The organism is Halorubrum sp. CBA1125 (assembly GCF_009742825.1).
Lineage (GTDB): Archaea > Halobacteriota > Halobacteria > Halobacteriales > Haloferacaceae > Halorubrum.
In genome coordinates this window covers 1-15,296 of the sequence record NZ_WPCE01000014.1, presented here as the reverse complement: position 1 = coordinate 15,296, position 15,296 = coordinate 1, and the positions used below count along the sequence as shown (strand labels likewise).

19 protein-coding genes, 1 tRNA gene and 1 pseudogene are annotated in these 15,296 nt (G+C 59.2%); 4 read left to right on the top strand and 17 right to left on the bottom strand.

The genetic code is table 11. The features are described 5' to 3' along the window. Positions 1 to 155: 155 nt before the first annotated feature. The 4 genes from GJ633_RS16940 to GJ633_RS03010 are packed head-to-tail and all read right to left on the bottom strand — an operon-like array spanning position 156 to position 902. A complete protein-coding gene (locus GJ633_RS16940) occupies positions 156 to 332 on the bottom strand; it encodes a hypothetical protein (protein ID WP_197431205.1) in 177 nt (58 codons plus the stop codon). Beyond that, positions 329 to 499, bottom strand: coding sequence for a hypothetical protein (locus tag GJ633_RS03020; RefSeq protein ID WP_156587030.1), 171 nt, complete (start codon positions 497 to 499; stop codon positions 329 to 331). The genes GJ633_RS16940 and GJ633_RS03020 overlap by 4 nt, the downstream gene beginning before the upstream one ends. Beyond that, entirely contained in the window at positions 496 to 651 is a 156-nt protein-coding gene (locus GJ633_RS03015) for a hypothetical protein (RefSeq protein ID WP_197431204.1), read from the bottom strand. Before GJ633_RS03015 ends, GJ633_RS03020 begins: the two co-directional genes overlap by 4 nt. After that, entirely contained in the window at positions 648 to 902 is a 255-nt protein-coding gene (locus GJ633_RS03010; protein ID WP_156587026.1) for a hypothetical protein, read from the bottom strand. Before GJ633_RS03010 ends, GJ633_RS03015 begins: the two co-directional genes overlap by 4 nt. 347 nt (positions 903 to 1,249) lie before the next feature. Between GJ633_RS03010 and GJ633_RS03005 the strand changes: the two genes are divergently transcribed. Together GJ633_RS03005 and GJ633_RS03000 are read left to right on the top strand one after the other, a co-directional pair. Next, positions 1,250 to 1,468 (top strand): FaeA/PapI family transcriptional regulator, encoded by a 219-nt coding sequence (locus GJ633_RS03005; RefSeq protein WP_156587024.1) that lies wholly within the window; start codon positions 1,250 to 1,252, stop codon positions 1,466 to 1,468. Between the two features lies 1 nt (position 1,469). Beyond that, complete coding sequence (locus GJ633_RS03000; protein WP_156587022.1) at positions 1,470 to 2,414, top strand: hypothetical protein; 945 nt, start codon at positions 1,470 to 1,472, stop codon at positions 2,412 to 2,414. 188 nt (positions 2,415 to 2,602) lie between these two features. On the opposite strand, the gene GJ633_RS02995 is transcribed toward GJ633_RS03000, so the two are convergent. The 11 genes from GJ633_RS02995 to GJ633_RS02945 form a co-directional block, all read right to left on the bottom strand. Beyond that, positions 2,603 to 3,562: a hypothetical protein gene (locus GJ633_RS02995; protein ID WP_321168881.1), complete on the bottom strand. Its 960-nt coding sequence runs from the start codon at positions 3,560 to 3,562 to the stop codon at positions 2,603 to 2,605. Then, positions 3,555 to 4,352 carry a hypothetical protein gene (locus GJ633_RS02990; RefSeq protein WP_231741210.1) on the bottom strand — a complete coding sequence of 266 codons (798 nt, stop codon included), beginning with the start codon at positions 4,350 to 4,352 and terminating at the stop codon, positions 3,555 to 3,557. Before GJ633_RS02990 ends, GJ633_RS02995 begins: the two co-directional genes overlap by 8 nt. A 38-nt stretch (positions 4,353 to 4,390) precedes the next feature. Then, on the bottom strand, positions 4,391 to 4,915 hold the full coding sequence (locus GJ633_RS02985) for a hypothetical protein (protein WP_156587018.1): 525 nt from the start codon (positions 4,913 to 4,915) through the stop codon (positions 4,391 to 4,393). A 2-nt stretch (positions 4,916 to 4,917) separates the two neighbouring features. Then, positions 4,918 to 6,510, bottom strand: a complete 1,593-nt coding sequence (locus GJ633_RS02980; RefSeq protein ID WP_156587016.1) for a hypothetical protein — start codon at positions 6,508 to 6,510, stop codon at positions 4,918 to 4,920. A 145-nt stretch (positions 6,511 to 6,655) separates the two neighbouring features. Then, complete coding sequence (locus GJ633_RS02975) at positions 6,656 to 7,057, bottom strand: hypothetical protein (RefSeq protein ID WP_156587014.1); 402 nt, start codon at positions 7,055 to 7,057, stop codon at positions 6,656 to 6,658. Further along, complete coding sequence (locus tag GJ633_RS02970) at positions 7,057 to 7,341, bottom strand: hypothetical protein (protein WP_321168880.1); 285 nt, start codon at positions 7,339 to 7,341, stop codon at positions 7,057 to 7,059. Before GJ633_RS02970 ends, GJ633_RS02975 begins: the two co-directional genes overlap by 1 nt. Before the next feature lie 180 nt (positions 7,342 to 7,521). Further along, positions 7,522 to 8,472, bottom strand: a complete 951-nt coding sequence (locus GJ633_RS02965; RefSeq protein WP_156587010.1) for a hypothetical protein — start codon at positions 8,470 to 8,472, stop codon at positions 7,522 to 7,524. A 401-nt stretch (positions 8,473 to 8,873) separates the two neighbouring features. Continuing rightward, positions 8,874 to 9,101 (bottom strand): HalOD1 output domain-containing protein, encoded by a 228-nt coding sequence (locus GJ633_RS02960; RefSeq protein WP_156587008.1) that lies wholly within the window; start codon positions 9,099 to 9,101, stop codon positions 8,874 to 8,876. A gap of 483 nt (positions 9,102 to 9,584) precedes the next feature. Then, positions 9,585 to 11,516: a hypothetical protein gene (locus GJ633_RS02955; RefSeq protein ID WP_156587006.1), complete on the bottom strand. Its 1,932-nt coding sequence runs from the start codon at positions 11,514 to 11,516 to the stop codon at positions 9,585 to 9,587. A gap of 229 nt (positions 11,517 to 11,745) precedes the next feature. Continuing rightward, positions 11,746 to 11,922 (bottom strand): hypothetical protein, encoded by a 177-nt coding sequence (locus GJ633_RS02950; protein ID WP_156587004.1) that lies wholly within the window; start codon positions 11,920 to 11,922, stop codon positions 11,746 to 11,748. Positions 11,923 to 12,096: 174 nt separating this feature from the next. Continuing rightward, positions 12,097 to 12,171: transfer RNA gene (locus GJ633_RS02945), tRNA-Arg, on the bottom strand. A 102-nt stretch (positions 12,172 to 12,273) separates the two neighbouring features. Between GJ633_RS02945 and GJ633_RS02940 the strand changes: the two genes are divergently transcribed. Next, on the top strand, positions 12,274 to 12,897 hold the full coding sequence (locus GJ633_RS02940) for an AAA family ATPase (protein ID WP_156587002.1): 624 nt from the start codon (positions 12,274 to 12,276) through the stop codon (positions 12,895 to 12,897). Then, positions 12,894 to 13,346: an RNA-binding domain-containing protein gene (locus GJ633_RS02935; protein ID WP_321168879.1), complete on the top strand. Its 453-nt coding sequence runs from the start codon at positions 12,894 to 12,896 to the stop codon at positions 13,344 to 13,346. The genes GJ633_RS02940 and GJ633_RS02935 overlap by 4 nt, the downstream gene beginning before the upstream one ends. 32 nt (positions 13,347 to 13,378) lie before the next feature. Here the strand turns inward: GJ633_RS02935 and GJ633_RS02930 are convergent, their stop codons facing one another. Beyond that, positions 13,379 to 13,951, bottom strand: coding sequence for a transporter (locus tag GJ633_RS02930; protein WP_156587000.1), 573 nt, complete (start codon positions 13,949 to 13,951; stop codon positions 13,379 to 13,381). Positions 13,952 to 14,117: 166 nt separating this feature from the next. Further along, positions 14,118 to 15,037, bottom strand: a pseudogene (locus GJ633_RS02925) (DMT family transporter). Between the last annotated feature and the right edge of the window lie 259 nt (positions 15,038 to 15,296).

Here is a 15,296-nt window from a genome sequence, read left to right as displayed (position 1 = left end):
CTTGTACTCGTCGAGCCACTCGTCGGGTGCGCAGTCACGACACATCCCGAGACGGTAGGGTGCCGAACCGATCAGGAAGTGAAACGCCTCGTTGCATCCCTTGCATTTGATGATATGAGGGGATGCGACGGAGACGACACGGGAATCGAAGAAGCTCACAGGTACCCCTCCGGTGCATCGAGAATTTCGTGGTCGGGGTGCGCCTCAGCGAAGTGGTCGAGGTAGCCAGCCACCTGTCGCGCGTATCGGGTGAACCCATCCGGTGGGTCCGGATCGATCGGGGCGTCGCAGACCGGACAGGTCGATAGGTCGCGACCGGAGCTAGTTTTCAAACGGGCTCACCCCAGTTTTCGGTGAGGTCGGCCCAGCAGTCGGGACACATCGCGAAGTCTTGGAGCCGGTTGCGATCGTCGACGGACCGATGCTCCCCCTGAATCCAGACGTGCCGATCGTCCGGTTCGAACCGGGACCGGCACTCGGCACAGTAGAGGGTCGTCATATCGGACCCCCGATCGTGCCCTCGACATCCTTCTCGCAGTGCTCACACCAGAATTTGACACGGTCGCCGATCGATTCGTGAGGATGCTTGTGGTGAACCGTTTCGAGCCCGCACTCTCCGCAGACGTGACGGTAGTCGGAGAGCAGCATCATCGCGCACCCTCGTCGAGATCGTCGTCGTAGGGACCGGTCGGAGTAACGAGCTGCACCTGGTGGCGGACGAGAAGCGCGTCGGTCTTCCGATCGCGCAGCCGGTAGAACGCGCCGTCGACATCGTCCCGCCGGGCGCAGTGTTGACACCAGAAGTGGTGATTCGTCGGTTCCCACGTCCGGTGACCGAGAGGGCAGACGTATCGCCAGCGATCGCGCTCGTTCTCGATACGAACGAGTTCCTTTGAGGGCATCACCTCACGCCGACGACCGGGTATATAAAAGACGAAATCCTTGTACGGAGAGTGAAAGTAAACGAATCGGTGAAAGTAGAACGGGGATCTTTCGCTGGTTGTCGCGCGATCACGTCCGTCGTGGGGGGATTCAATACCCCCGACCGTGTGTGCTGACATGGCTTTCGTGCCTCAGTCACGGAAGCCCGTCCGGACCTGCTGCCACCAGCAGCGAGGTCCGGTTTGTCGAATGCTTCCGTTACCGAATAGATTGGAATCTGAATATTTAGTTCTACCGCTGTTACCAGTAATATTGATATTACAAAGTTTCACGAACGACTTAGTGCCATGAAACTGAAGCGGGAGTAATGGCGGGACGTAAAGAGACAGTTACTGATGAGGAGATCATCTCTTTATTTCGAAATTCCGACGACCCCGTACTGACGACCGCAGAAGTAGCAGATGAGCTAGGATTCACATTAACTGGGGCAAGAAAACGATTGTATTCTCTTGAGAAGGTAGGCAATCTATCGATGAAAAAAGCGGGTAATAGTCCAGTGTGGTGGATAGACGAGGAGAACGAATAGAATGGATAAGGAATCAGATTCAGACAAATTGGAGGTTACAAGAGATGAAAGTGAAATAATTTTTACAAGCCAAGTAGAGATGTACCAGCATCTACAAAGAATATCAACGAATTTACTTAATATTTTTATCGGCGCACTAACACTGGTATTAACGGCTTTTGGTACTGGCTATTTGGAAATTCCGCAATTTTCTGCTGCCGATGTTCAAGAGATTGACACTGTATTGGCAATTTCTGACGGATATTTGATCCTCGTAAAATCATCTGGTGTATTAGTTTTCGGAATTGGTCTAGTGATAATTTTTCTGCTGCTGATTTCAACTCTAATGCTGCTTTTTTCACTATTGTGGCCTGAAAACCTTGAGCCATTATTGGGTTCAACCGGAGAAAAGCTATCAATAGTTGATCAAAAGAGTAACAGCAATTTTGAAGAATACACTGAAAACAATATGAGTATTCTAGAAGACATGACAAAAAGACAGTCTGAAAGTTATAAATCACTAGTTTTGGCCGCACTATTTGGTATATTTTCAATATACTTCGGTGGAGTTATGATAGAAGGAAACTATGATACACTATTTTTCATATATGCGGCGCTGTGTTCCATGCCCATTATTTATGTTTATTATCAGTCCTCTTTTACTATTCACGGATCTGTGCACCAGACCTTCGATTGGGTAAAGAGAAATTATCGGGATCTACAGTGGTTCGGTACACGAGTTTTCTTGATCTCTTCAATTATGGGGATGGTGATTAAGATATCCCAGTTGAAATACATGATGTCCGATTCTGAAATCAAGGATAGAATACACAGAGTGGTAAACTGGTATAGGTCATTGCCTATTCATCCACTTGTAAGACAATATGTTGTAGTAATTGCCGGGATTGGATATATAACAATGATATCGGTGATTTTCTTGCTTATTGTGGAATATATTCGATTATAGATTAATAGAAACCAACGAGTAGCTATTACGCGACCCCCCACAAGGAGGGGTCGCGCAGGCAGCAACGCAAGATGGAAACCACCACAAGAGAAGGGTGGGTTGGTGAGTGGGTCCGACCGAGTAAGTAGTGAGCTGGACCAGGTGACCAGCCTAACCAGAGTATCGAACACAGCCTACCAGCAGCAACGTCACTCGGCCGGACCACGATCGCGGAGTTCCTCCAGCAGCTCGGGCCAGTTGAGGTCGAGCGCGAACAGGTCGGGTTGGAGGTTCCACTCCCACGGCGCCGCGTCGTTCGGGTCGGGTTCCGCGGTTGCGGGTTCGAGGTTTTCGACGGTCCCGCCGAAGAGCTGATCGGTCGGCTTGTCAGCGTCAGCCGGCCAGTCGGCAAAGAAGTCGACCTCCTTCTTGGAGTGTTTGAAGTACGCCGTCGTGAACAGGCGTTTCAGCTCCGGGTGGCAGTCCTTTCCGGTGTGGAACACTGTGCCGAAGACGTCGACGTTTACCTTCGCCATCCGCTTGGCGAGGGGCGAGAACTGCGCCGCGACCTCGTAGCTGTTCGTTCGAGCGTCGAAGTGCGTCGAGCCCTCGTCGATGAACACGAACTTCGGTCGGTCGCGATGCTCGATGCAGGTGACCGCGAGGTCGTGTGCGCTCGTGACCACATTATCCGTGAGCGGCCACGTCCGCGAGTTCGAAATCACCAGAAGATCGTCGACGGTTGCAGATCGGAGTTCGGCCAGCAACGCCATCAAATTCGTCTTTCCCGTGTTCGGGTTCCCGGCGCCGCCGATGAACGCGGTCGCGTCGTTGTTGGTCATCACCTCCTCCAGCTGGAGCGGGAGCCGGAGCGCCGATCCGTCGAGGTCCTGCTCGGTGATACCGACCAGATGCGAGAGCAACATCGAATTCCCCGACCGGATCGCCTGGGAAGCCTGCCGAGACTGTTGGGTCCGATCGACGAGATCGAGGAGGTGGGAATCATCGACAAGATCCGGGTCAAGGTCGTTCAAGAACACCGAAGCAGACACGTCGTCGGGGTCGATCGCGCCGGCCCGTGAGTCGAGGTCACGGTGGGTGTCGATGCGGCCGGCCAGCTGCTCGGCGAGCTTCGCCGCCGTGAGCATTCCCTCGTCTACGTCAGTCACCAGCGGTCACCTCAGTTTTCTCCGAGTGACCGTTACGTTCGGTGGGCGGGTCCTCGGGCGTCGAGAAGTCGAATCCTGACTTGTGGTCTAACTCGTCGATCAGCTCATCGTCGACGCGGTCCGAGAGGTCCGAGTCGCCCGCCGCATCGAGACCGAACTCGGACAGCTCCTGGTCGATCGCGCGGTCGATACCTTCGCCCGCATCGGGCAACGAGCCATCTTCGAACAGCTCCACGATCCGCTCGACCGTGTTCCGGGTCGCCCGACGGACCACCACGAACGCGGAGGTTTCGAGGATGAATCCGCGCTGGGCATCGTCTTGGAGCTGGCCGCGACACTCGTGAACGGCGCGAAGCGCGCGGGTCAGCTCGCGATCGTCGAGCGTGCCGCGCCATGTACCGACCACCGTCATGTCTTCGAGGTCAACCTGTTTCCCGACGTAGAGGTTCGGCGATAGCTGCGTGAGGTCGTACGTCGAGTTCACGAACTCGTCGTCGTCGAGAATTTCTAACTCGCGGAAGTCTTCGAGCGGCAACCGGAACACGCCGCCGTCGAGCACGCGGGCGTCGAGGTCGATCAGGTAGACCCACTGCGGGTCGTACAGCCACGAGACCACCTTGTTCCCGACCATGAACCCGAGCGGAGAGAGGAACGCAGCCGCGATAGCGAAGATGTACCAGAAGCGCGGTACTTCGAGGTCGAACCCGACGATCAGCGAGAGCCCGCCGAGCGCGAGACCGCCGGCCGCGAGTTCGGGAATATGGCCGTGGAGCCAGTCGAGCACCTTCACGTGACGAGGCGGTTCGGGTCGAGTCTTGGGTGTGTCTCTCATGCTAACCTCTCAGATTCCTGATTGCGTCCGTACACGACCTTCGCGACGATGTACAGCGTCACGAGCGCGACGCCGACACCGCCACCGAGCCCGGCCGCTTGTGCGTCCGACGCGGTGAACGGACCGGCGACGATCGTCGACGAGGTGCGCACCTCCTTCTGATACAGCACGTCGCCCGCGGCGATGGTGACACCCTCAGAGCCGCCGTCGACGGTCACCGTGAGGCGGACAGTGTTGCGACCCTCGTCGAGCCTGACGCGCCGCTGTTCGAGGATGCCAGAGCCCTTGCGGAACGCCTCGGTCACGACGACCGTTTGCGGGCCTTCGGTGTAGATGTCGATCACCACGTCGGAGCCGTCGAGTTCGGCCGAGCAGATGGCCGTGTACTGGTTGATGCGTTCGGTACACTCCTCGGTCGCGTTCGTCGACGCGTTCGCGGTCGTGTTCTCCTGGGCGGCGACGGCGCCGGTTGCGAACGCTGTCGCTACGAGCAGCGTGGCAAAAATGGTGAGAAGACGCATGGTTACCGGGTGACGAGACCGAGGATGGCCGCCGCGACGACCGCGACGATCCCCTTGTCAGTTGTCGAGAGACCGGACCAGCCACCGCCGCCGCCGGTGGCGGTGTCGTGGACGTTTTCGGTGGCCTCCTTGTTGGCCTGGTAGTTGTCCTTGTAGATCTGGTTGATCTCTTCCTGTGACGTATCGGATTCCGCGAGGGTACGATCCTCGAACGAGACGCCGTCGGCACCTTCAGCAGAGACGATATCGAACTCGTCGACGAGTTCGATGATCTCCGCGCCGGGGCCGGTCGAGGTCGAGTCAGTGTCAGTGGTGTTGGTGGAGTTCGTGTCAGTGGTGTTGCCGCCGCTGCTGATGGAGTCGACACCATCAGGCAAGTTGACCGCGGCGAAGATCGAGCCAGGGATGTTCTCAGCGAAGTGGGTCTGCCCGACCGCAAGCGTGTTGCCCTGGTGGGCCGTCCACGCGAGGCGGCCGGTGAGTTCGAGGCCGTCGCCATCTTCGGTCGGAACCGAGATGGTGACGACCTGGTCACTCATCGGGTAGCCCATCGCGCGGAGCGCCATCGCAGCTTCCTGGTAGTCCTTCGCGGTCGAGGCGGTTTCCGTGAGGTGGGACGGGCCGACGGCTTGGTACAGGTCGATCTCACCATCAGCAGCAGGCTGAAAGTAAGAGTCGACCATCGCCGACACCTCGTCCATCATGTCAGAGTGTTCGGCTTCGAGGTCCTTGATGAGGTCGTACCAGAGGTACGTCCTCACGAGAGGGACGTTCCCGTAGTCCACGTCGAGCGGCTCATCAACGGAAGAGAAGTTGTCATGGTTGGGCTTCTTGAGGTATGCCGACTCAGCCCAGTACGAGTTGCTGCCGATCGGTTCGAGGTCACCAACGTCGAGGGTGAGTTCAGTGTTCTTCGAGTTGGTAGTGGTGGTCTGGTGGTAGTTACTGTAGGTGTGGGAATCACCGTTGAACAGCGTCCAGGTAGAGGTGCCAGCATCGCCTACGAGTGCGGAACTCATAGACGTAGTCGAGTCAGCAGTAGTCCCGCTGAAGTACTCAGAGTCGTTCTGGTTCTGTTCGAGGTGGAGGTCGCTCGGAGTCGTCGACGAGCCGTCATCGAGCGCCTTGGCGATAGCCGCGAACCGTTCGACGCGTTGGCTAAAGGAGTTGAGAATCCCCTTCAACACCACGTCGTAAGCCTCGTTGATCGCAGTCTCAGCCGCGGCGGTCGCGTCGGACTCGGTACCCGAGTCGACGCCCTGCTCGTAGATACGGAAGATTGCCTCTTCGCGGGCCTTGTTCTCGACGAGTTGGATATCGCGCCTGAACGACGCGAGCGTCTGTTCGAGTTGCAGGTTCCTCTCGCGTTGGTTGGTGTACAGAGAGGTGAACGTGTTCCAGTCCAGCGAGTCGGCCACTTCGTCGTCGTCAGTGGCGATACTCGCGCCGTAGGCGAGCAGACCGATCGGCCCGCCGACGACCGTGGTCGCGGCGATGCCGACCGTCGACCAGTCGATCGCCTCGGCTCCGCCGACAGGAGAACCGAGGTAGTTCGAGCCGACGCCTGCGGCGGCGGTCGCGCCGATGCCCTTCACGAAGGCACGGCGACCGAGGCCATCAGCGCGTACAGCAGTATCACCGTCAGCGCCCACAGCAGGCTCATCAGGAGTGCGGTCCGAGGCTGTACAGCTAGTCGATGTGTCATGGTTTGAACTCATAAGGTGAGTGTTGAGAGGTGGGTTACCGAACAGCGACGCCCCACGCCACGACCGTCGCAAGGAACGCGACGATCGGACCGAGGTTGCTGCTCGTGTTGATGATGTCAGCGATCTGTGGAACGTACTGGTAGCCGACGATCACGACGGGGCCCGCGGCGATCGCGACCTTTTCCCAGTCCTCGTAGCGGTCGAACTGCTTCGTCTCCGAGGAGGCGAAGGCGATCGCGTACGCGCCGAGCGAGATGAATGTCGCGTGTTCCGCGGTCAGCGTGTAGTCGAGCCACGTGAGCATAACCTCGGAGATCCCGCCGAACTGGTACAGGCCGGCCATAATGAACACGACCGACAGCAGCGCCGGAAGTGTCCGTAGGTGCGTGTAGTCCGACAGCGTGTCGCCCATCGACCGCGAGTACGACGACGCCATCAGTCACCACCCGGGAACGAGACCATCGTTGGGTTGTAGTCGTGCGTCGAGCCGTCGTCCCGTTCGAGGGTCACCTCTTCGGTGTCCATCCCAACCCAGATCTGCTCGCCGACCTCGATCGCGTCCTGCGCAGCTGCGCGCTTGACCTCGTCCTTCGCGAAGTACCGCACGACTCCACGGGACTCGTCCTTGATCTTGAGACGGTACCAGGGGCCGTAGTCTCCTTCCCCTTCGGTCAGGTCGAGCACGAGCCCATCGAGCACCTCACCAGGTTCGAGTTCCACGGTCGGTACGTCGCTGTCGGGATCGTTGCTTTCGAACCGTTCGTAACCGTCAGGCGGCGTCGGTCTTTCAGTCGACATCTCCAACTATTAGTCGACAGAGAAGTAACCTATAGAACAGACCTAGGCTCGGTGAAAGTAAATGTCTGTATTAACAACGATTCCCTATGTCAGGTTGTATATCTATCTGTAGATGGCGATGGGAGATATGGATACCGCAGGATACTTTGCTGCAAATCCTAAATCACGTGCGAGCTCTCCAGATACGTCGAAAATTTGCGCGAGATCTTCCTCGGAGTCCATGTCGTAGTCAACGCTTTTTTCGTCTTCTTTTATTGACTCCACCCTACCGATAATTGTACAGTTTGGAATTCTGTTATTTGAATGATTTGCGATGAGTTCGACAGTGGAGTACTCCAAATTTTCATCCTGTATCAGCATCCAAAATTCAATATCGTCTGTTCCTTCAAAACAAACTGTTGCGGAGACCATCTCTTGATACCCTTCTGGCATTACTGCGTTGAATAGATTAAAAACGGGTTCAAATTCCTCTATTTGATTTCGAGCCAAATTCCCAGGCTCAACGTTTATACTGCCGCCACCTTGTCGAACTTGTTCTTTCACTTGCTGTAAAACTAGACCATCTAATGCGTCCGCATTCTCAATGAACCCATCAAGAATATCTAGACTGGTATTGAAATCTTGGAACTCAAGAGGCCCCTGTAAGCGTACGAGATCGCCTTCTTCAACTTCAGATCGAAATCGACTTGGAAGAGCACTTTCACCACCGACATCATCTGTCATATCATTTATATCAAAAAACCAGTTTCCCTCCTGATCCTCTATCCACTCCTCAAATAAATCAAAGTAATAGTGATGTAGTGCCTTAGATTCGTGTGTTCGTGATGATGTTGTGGAAGCAAACGAACTTTCTCCTTCAACACTAGACCCGATCCCGAATATTGTAGCCCTGATACTTCCTGTGATGCTTTCTGCTACTGATTCACTTCTTTCCCGTTCCTCTACCTTGCTCTTAATATATCCTTCATCAAGTCTGGATGAGATCGATTTTACCCGGTCCATATCTAAATAAATAAAGCCAGGAACGCGAGGCATTTCCGATTCATCAGTCATATCAGCCTTGTTTAATCGGCTAACATATGTATTTAATCCCATATTTCGGGGGAGATTTGTAACAAGAATATGTCCTATTCAGGTAGTGTCATACAAGGACGGGGGCTGTCTCTTGGCATATTAGAATTGTGTATATGATAGTCATCAACAGTTAGAAGCCGGTCAATCATCTCGGGGTCAGTAATACCGTCCTCTACAAATCGAGTAGCAATCATCACTGGGTCAGGACTTCCAACTTCGGTTCGAGCGTCGCGGAAGATTTCACCTTGTGCGAGATCGTGTCGGAGCCGAGTATTCTGGATAATATTCCTAATCCGCAAAACTGGCTCTATTGGCTCTGTTGAAATCCTCAGTAAGTGATAGATTCTATCCCGGTGAGGTCAGCACAAGACTTCCAACGCTCAATTTATTTGTGTTCCATCAATGAGGATCTTATCCGCACCTGTTACCTCTACAACGTGATTCGGAGTCTCAAACTGCAAACGCCAAGCGTTACTCTCATGGTTCACCAAATCCTGTATTGCATCCGTTGAGATATAGCGTTGGAGAGATATATCGAGATCTACTGGATCAATTCCCTCTACGTCGGCGATACCTTCGCTGATTTGGTCCAGGATAGTCTGCTCCATAAGCGAATATTTCCACCTCTAAGATGAAGTATTGTTCGTTTTACATTTTATAATTACTAATTGATTTCAGACGAGAAAATATCTGAAGAATAGGATTTCAACAGAGCCGCTCTATTGAAATTCTCTTCCTGCAACATATTTTTCTTCGAAACAGTTGTTCTCTAAAGACTGCATACCGGGCACATGTTTATTATCTATTTTGATAAATACAAGCAAAGGTTATTCTATCTCCCGTGCGATATAAGCATATGATACAGCGATCTGAGGGGTATCGATTCCACCTCGAGAAAGCTCTAGAAGTCGATACTCGCGAAGAAAAGAACTTCCATATTCGACAGGCTCTCCAGATTGGTGCCGTTTGCGATGAGCCAGAATAGTCCCTGATAGACTCACAGGACAGCTAAATCATTGAACAAATAGTACACCTGTGCTGATCAAGCCAGTTCAGAAAATGTCACCTGCTGAAAATTTCAACAGAGCTTTCTATTTCTGATCCGGATGGAACATACAGGGACGGGGCTCACTGCGATCCATCGCCGGGTTCGAGACGTGATAGTCTTCGACGATCAGGAGGCGATCGACGATCTCCGGCTCGGTGATCCCGTTCTCGATAAACCCAGCGGCAATAGTCGTCGGATCATGGCTCGCAACCTCAGTCCGAGCGTTGCGGAATACTTCGCCTTGTACGAGGTCGTTGTCAAGCCGAGTATTCTGGATAACGTTTGTTATCGGTAATTCTAGTGATACCATGTCGACACCACCACCGCCGGGCTGGTGTTCGTTCCCGTCGCGGTCGACGATCGCTTTCAGCTCGTAGCCGAACGCAGGGTCATTCGAGCGTCGATCGAACGCCTCCGAATCGGGTTCCATCTCACCATTCAGTATCTCGCCGACGAACTCTCTGTGCGCCGGATCGATATTGAAGCGGGCGAGTATCGCAGGGAGAGACACGTCTCCGCCGTGAACGTCGAGATAGTCTTGAACGCGGTCGCGTATCAGCGTCTTTCGGGGGGATTCTCCGTAGGTCCATGCACTATCGGCACTCGGCCACCGTTCGGCGAGCGACCGCTCCCGTTCCGGGTTCGGCGATGGGCTCGCTGCGCCAGCTGCCCAACGGAGATCGTCGTCGAGCGCCGAATCCGGTTCGGGAGGTCCGTCGAGGCGTGCCTGGTCGATCGTCCACGGCGAGCCGCAGCAAGAACAGACTACATCGGCGCCGCGACCGTCGTCCCATCGAACGCGCTCACCGTGCGCGTCGACTTGGCCGGATTCTTCGTTTTCCGAACGCTGTTCGCACCGATCGGCGCGGATAGCCTGATTCACGGTCTGCGACCGGGTGGTTCGCTGGCGAGCAGCTGACCAGTAGACCGCGCCCCACGCGATGTACTCGATCGGCTTATCGAGGAGGTCCTCGGTGTAGCCTCCCATGTACGCGGCGAGGTACGAACCGAGATTCCCCACGTCCGCGTTCATGGAGATACAGCCGTCGTCTTCCTGGAGGTAGTCATCGATCGCGTCGTAGTTGTGCGCCGACCAGCCAGCTGGGTCGCAGACCTCCAGGTGCTTGTCGATCACCCGCTCGAACTCCGAGGCAACGGGACGGAGATCGGCGAATCCGGCTCCGTCGAAGTAGACGCCGACGTGAATATGAGTGTAGCAGGCATTGAGACCGGCGTCTTTCTCGGGGTCCGCGGCGGTGCCCATCCCGTGCGGTTCCGCTTGGAGCCAGTAACCCCACTGCTCGGAGTCGAGGTCGAGGTGGTACTCCATCACGTTGCGGAGGGTGTCGCGGACACCGCCGTAACTGAACGCGTCGTGAATCGCGTCCATCTGGTCGACGGGAGCGAGCCGCTGTCCATCAGGGACAGACGAGGCGGTCAGGGTCAGCATGGTGGTCACCGGGTCGTCCCAAGCCGGGACCGCCTCACCACCGGACGGCCGGGTGCCGCCGGACATCTGTCGCTGGAGCGCGCGAGCCCGTGCGTACTGCTTTTTGCTGTACTCCTTTCCCCAAGCGTCGACAAGGGGAACGTCGAACTCGTCGCCGGTCTCCCGATCTTCGAACCGAGCCAGCATCCCGCTGTACTCGTGATGGGCGCGGAGGAAGGCGTGAACAGCGTCGAGCCACGTCCCGGCGGAGCGAGAGCGAAGCGAATCAACGGCGAACGAGTCTTCAAGCGGGTGGTCGGGGTCCACGAATTCTTTTCCCCAGTCGGCTTCCGTGACGATCCGGCGGAGCTTCCGTCCGTGCGTCTCAGATAGCGGTTGATCGGCGAGGTGTGGGTACTCAGTAGCGAACTCGCTCACACGTTCGACGATGGGATCGGCGTCCTCCTCTAATCCGGTGAGAGAAGCCGTTACAGAGTTAGTCTCCTTGGAAGGCCAAGACGCACCCCCTTCGTCGGGCGCGCTCATCGCTCACCTCCAGGTGTGCGCGACAGCGACCGCTCCGCAACCGCACCGCCACTCGTTTGGCGACCTACGGTCGCCTGTGCGCGGTCGGCGCCGTTCGGTCCGCGTACGGCGGACCTCACGGACCGCAAGGTCGCCGACCGCTCGGAGAGACTGACGGGGGTCGTGTCGTCGAGGCGAGCGAGATCGTGCCGAACCCGTTGGGAGGTGGACCGGCGCGCAGCTGGCCGGTTCACTTCTGATCGGGATTATCGAGATCGGTCGGCCGCTCGGGACAGTCGAGCGCGTGCCCGTACTCCTTTCCGGAGGTCCGGTTGCGAGTACATCGCTGCTGACAGAACGGACACCAGAACTCACCGGGTCCGTCAGCAGTCAAGGTCGTCCCGGTCGAGCCGTCGGTGAGGCTCACCGTCGATCACCCCGGAGAACAACGAAAAACGGGTGCCTGCGAGGGGGTCCGTTAAGCTGATGAACGAAATCCGAATCGCGGTCTCTAAATCTGTTTGAGAATCGGGTAGTAGAGACGCTTATACCACAGCTAACGGGCGTTTGACGTACGACCCAAGAACCGAGGGTTTCGGAGCGGGCACGGTGGGATTCGAACCCACGACCATCGGATTAGAAGTCCGACGCTCTATCCTGGCTGAGCTACGTGCCCTCACTCCGAATTCTACCGCCCGATATAAAAAACGCCGACGGTTCGCGTCGGTCGCACCACCCAACAGCAGACCTAAGTCCGGCACGGAACTACTCCGCGCCAATGAACGTCATCGGAACCGTCGGCCTCCCTGGCAGCGGCAAGGGGGAGGCGGCGAGCGTGGCCGAGGAGGCGGGAATCCCGGTCGTCGTCATGGGCGACGTGATCCGCGCCGAGTGCCGCCGCCGCGGGCTCGACCCCGCGGAACACCACGGACGGATCGCCGGGCTCCTCCGCGAGGAGGAGGGCGACGACGCCATCGCGGCCCGCACGCTCCCGCGGATCCGCGAGGCGGCCGCGGAGAGCGAGCGCGACACCGTCCTCGTCGACGGCCTGCGCTCGACGGTCGAACTGGAGCGCTTCCGCGAGGCGTTCGGCGACGACTTCACGCTCGTCGCGATCCGCGCCCCCTTCGAACTCCGCGCCGAGCGGCTCGACGACCGCGGCCGCGACGACTCCGACGCCGACCTCGAAGCCCTCCGCGAGCGCGACGCCCGGGAGATCGACCTCGGCCTCGGCGAGACCCTCGACCGGGCCGACGTCGAGATCGACAACACCGGGACGCTCTCGGCGTTCCGGACCCGCGTCCGGGAGGTGTTCGGGGTCGAAGCCGACGACGGCGACGCTGACGGCGACGGCGACGAGACCGACCCCGCGACCCCCGACGCCGGAGGTGACGGCGCGTGATCTACAGCGTCGACGTCCGGATCGAGGCGCCGGTCCGCGACACCGAGGTGACGGACCGCGTCGCCGACGCAGTGCGGAACGTGTTCCCCGACGCGGACCCCACACACGAGGACGGCCGGCTCGTCGCAGAGACCCACACGCTCGACGCCTTCTCCGACGTGCTCCACGAACAGGAGATCCTCGACACCGCCCGCCGGGTGTTCCTCGACAACCGCACCGACGAGGGGTTCACCTTCTCGCTGAAAAAGCAGGCCGCCTTCCAGGGCGTCGTCAACTTCGCCGTGGGGGAGCCGGACGAGCTCGGCGAGATCGACGTCGAGGTCCGGGTCCGCGAACCCGACGTGGAGTCGTTCGTCGACTACGTCGCGCCCGAGACCGACGACGGACAGCCGGTCGATCCGGACCGGGAGTACGGCGACCGGTTCGACCCCGAGGAAGCGGAGTACTGAGACCGGAAACCGAGAGAGAAGCGACAGCCGCGTCAGTCGCGCAAGACGGCGGCCGCCCCGCCGATCGCGCCGGCGACGACCGGGTACACGATCCCCGCCAGCAGCGCGGTGACGAGGACGGGCGCCACGGCCCCCTCGCCGACCGAGTACCGGAACAGGAACGTCCCGATCGCGGCCAGCGGGAGGTACCCGACGACGACGAGCGCCCCCGACGCGGCGCCCGCAGCGGGCTCCCGCGCGCCGGCGACCCGGGCGACGACGAGGCCGGCGACGAGGAGCAGCACCGGCGGGACGGCGTACAGGAGCGACAGCGAGCCACCGTCGGTCTCGGCGATGAAGTTCACGACGCGAGTGCCGCCGAGCGGGGCGGGGATCTCGGTGGCGACCGCATGGGCGTTGTAGAACAGCCAGCCGACCGCCTGCCACGCGGGGAGCGGGTCGCCGCCGAACAGCTCGGTCAGGGCGTTGAACGCCCGCAGCTGCTCTTCGACCTGCCCGCGCTGTGTGGCGTACGTGACCAGGTAGCCGAGGAGGTACGCGGCGATCCCCGCGACCGCACCGCTGGCTGCGGCTCTGACTCGGTCCGTCCGGGTTGCGGAGGACATGTGCGCCGGGTCGGTGCGTCGGGATAAGGGTCTTCTGTTGTTGGGTGCCGTGGCGTCACGCGTCGTCAACAGTCGACAGATCGCGGTACCGAACCGGTGTTTCCGTCGAATCGCGCGACGAGTCGGTAGGCCGTTGACGCAGGTGACGAGCCGGCGCTCCGTTGACTCACGCCCCGATCCCGCGGCTCCGCAGCTCCGCGCGGATCGCCGTCCGCTTCACGAGCGCGAAGCCGACGCAGATGATCAGGAACCCGACGACCGTGTTGCGGGTGATCCCCTCCCCGAGGAAGAGCCACCCGGAGACCGCCGCGAACACCGGAGCGACGTACGAGACGAGGTTGATCTCGATCGGGCCGAGCCGGTCGAGCAGCTCGAAGTAGACGAGGAAGCCGATCCCGCTCGCGGCGATCGCGAGGTACGCCAGCGCGGCGACCCCCTCGGCGGTCCAGGCGACCTCCGCGATCGACTCGCCGAGCGCGAGCGACAGCACGTGCAGTAGTCCCGCTCCGAGCAGCATCGACCACGCCTCCATCGTCTCGATGGAGAGGTCGGCCTCGGACGCGCGGGTGAGCACCGAGCCGAGCGCGAACGACGCCGCCGCGAGGAACACGAGCGCCTTCGCGAGGGTGCCGCCGCCGGTCAGGTTGCTCGGGTCCGGCGCCGCCAGCACGACCGCGCCGACGAGCCCGACCAGGAGCCCGACGACGCCGACGACGGTCAGGCGCTCGGACGGGAGGAACGCGCGGGCGAAGACCGTCGTGAGCACCGGCGAGAGGCTCACGATCACGGCCGCGACCGCGCTCGTCACGCCGGGATCGCTCTCGCGACGAAGAGCAGCGCGTGGTAGGCGGTGATGATGAGCGTCGCGCCGACGGCGACCTCCGTCCAGGCCGCGCGCCCCCGGGGCACCGGGTCGTCGACGGCGTAGGCCGCGTACGCGAGCACGAGGACGCCCGCGACGTCGAAGCGGAACGCGGCGAACAGCACCGGCGGGAAGTGCGCCAGCCCCGCGTTGATCGCCACGAACGCCGACCCCCAGACGACCGAGAGGAGGAAGAACAGCGAGAGGTTCCGTGTGCGACTCACGTCCGTCCTCTCCCGGGGACGAGCCAAAAGGTTCCGAAAGCGGCCGGCCGTGTTGGGTCAAGCACCGTTTCAGAGGGCACGTCGAGAGGCGACAGCTCCCGTGACGAGACGACGAGGCCGTCACCGAACGACGAGGCCGTTTCCGGACGGAGAGACCGTCACCGGATCCGGTACCGCTCGCCGTCGACGGTCTCTTCGCGGGCGACGACGCCGACGTCGGCCAGCCGGCGGAGCGCGCCGTCGACGGTCTCCTCGGGGG

What these genes read in the sequence shown, in the direction of transcription:
- GJ633_RS03020 (WP_156587030.1), bottom strand. Translation starts at nt 499, where the DNA reads ATGACGACCCTCTACTGTGCCGAGTGCCGGTCCCGGTTCGAACCGGAC.
- GJ633_RS03015 (WP_197431204.1), bottom strand. Translation starts at nt 651, where the DNA reads ATGATGCTGCTCTCCGACTACCGTCACGTCTGCGGAGAGTGCGGGCTC.
- GJ633_RS03010 (WP_156587026.1), bottom strand. Translation starts at nt 902, where the DNA reads ATGCCCTCAAAGGAACTCGTTCGTATCGAGAACGAGCGCGATCGCTGG.
- GJ633_RS03005 (WP_156587024.1), top strand. Translation starts at nt 1,250, where the DNA reads ATGGCGGGACGTAAAGAGACAGTTACTGATGAGGAGATCATCTCTTTA.
- GJ633_RS03000 (WP_156587022.1), top strand. Translation starts at nt 1,470, where the DNA reads ATGGATAAGGAATCAGATTCAGACAAATTGGAGGTTACAAGAGATGAA.
- GJ633_RS02985 (WP_156587018.1), bottom strand. Translation starts at nt 4,915, where the DNA reads ATGCGTCTTCTCACCATTTTTGCCACGCTGCTCGTAGCGACAGCGTTC.
- GJ633_RS02975 (WP_156587014.1), bottom strand. Translation starts at nt 7,057, where the DNA reads ATGGCGTCGTCGTACTCGCGGTCGATGGGCGACACGCTGTCGGACTAC.
- GJ633_RS02965 (WP_156587010.1), bottom strand. Translation starts at nt 8,472, where the DNA reads ATGACTGATGAATCGGAAATGCCTCGCGTTCCTGGCTTTATTTATTTA.
- GJ633_RS02960 (WP_156587008.1), bottom strand. Translation starts at nt 9,101, where the DNA reads ATGGAGCAGACTATCCTGGACCAAATCAGCGAAGGTATCGCCGACGTA.
- GJ633_RS02955 (WP_156587006.1), bottom strand. Translation starts at nt 11,516, where the DNA reads ATGAGCGCGCCCGACGAAGGGGGTGCGTCTTGGCCTTCCAAGGAGACT.
- GJ633_RS02940 (WP_156587002.1), top strand. Translation starts at nt 12,274, where the DNA reads ATGAACGTCATCGGAACCGTCGGCCTCCCTGGCAGCGGCAAGGGGGAG.
- GJ633_RS02930 (WP_156587000.1), bottom strand. Translation starts at nt 13,951, where the DNA reads ATGTCCTCCGCAACCCGGACGGACCGAGTCAGAGCCGCAGCCAGCGGT.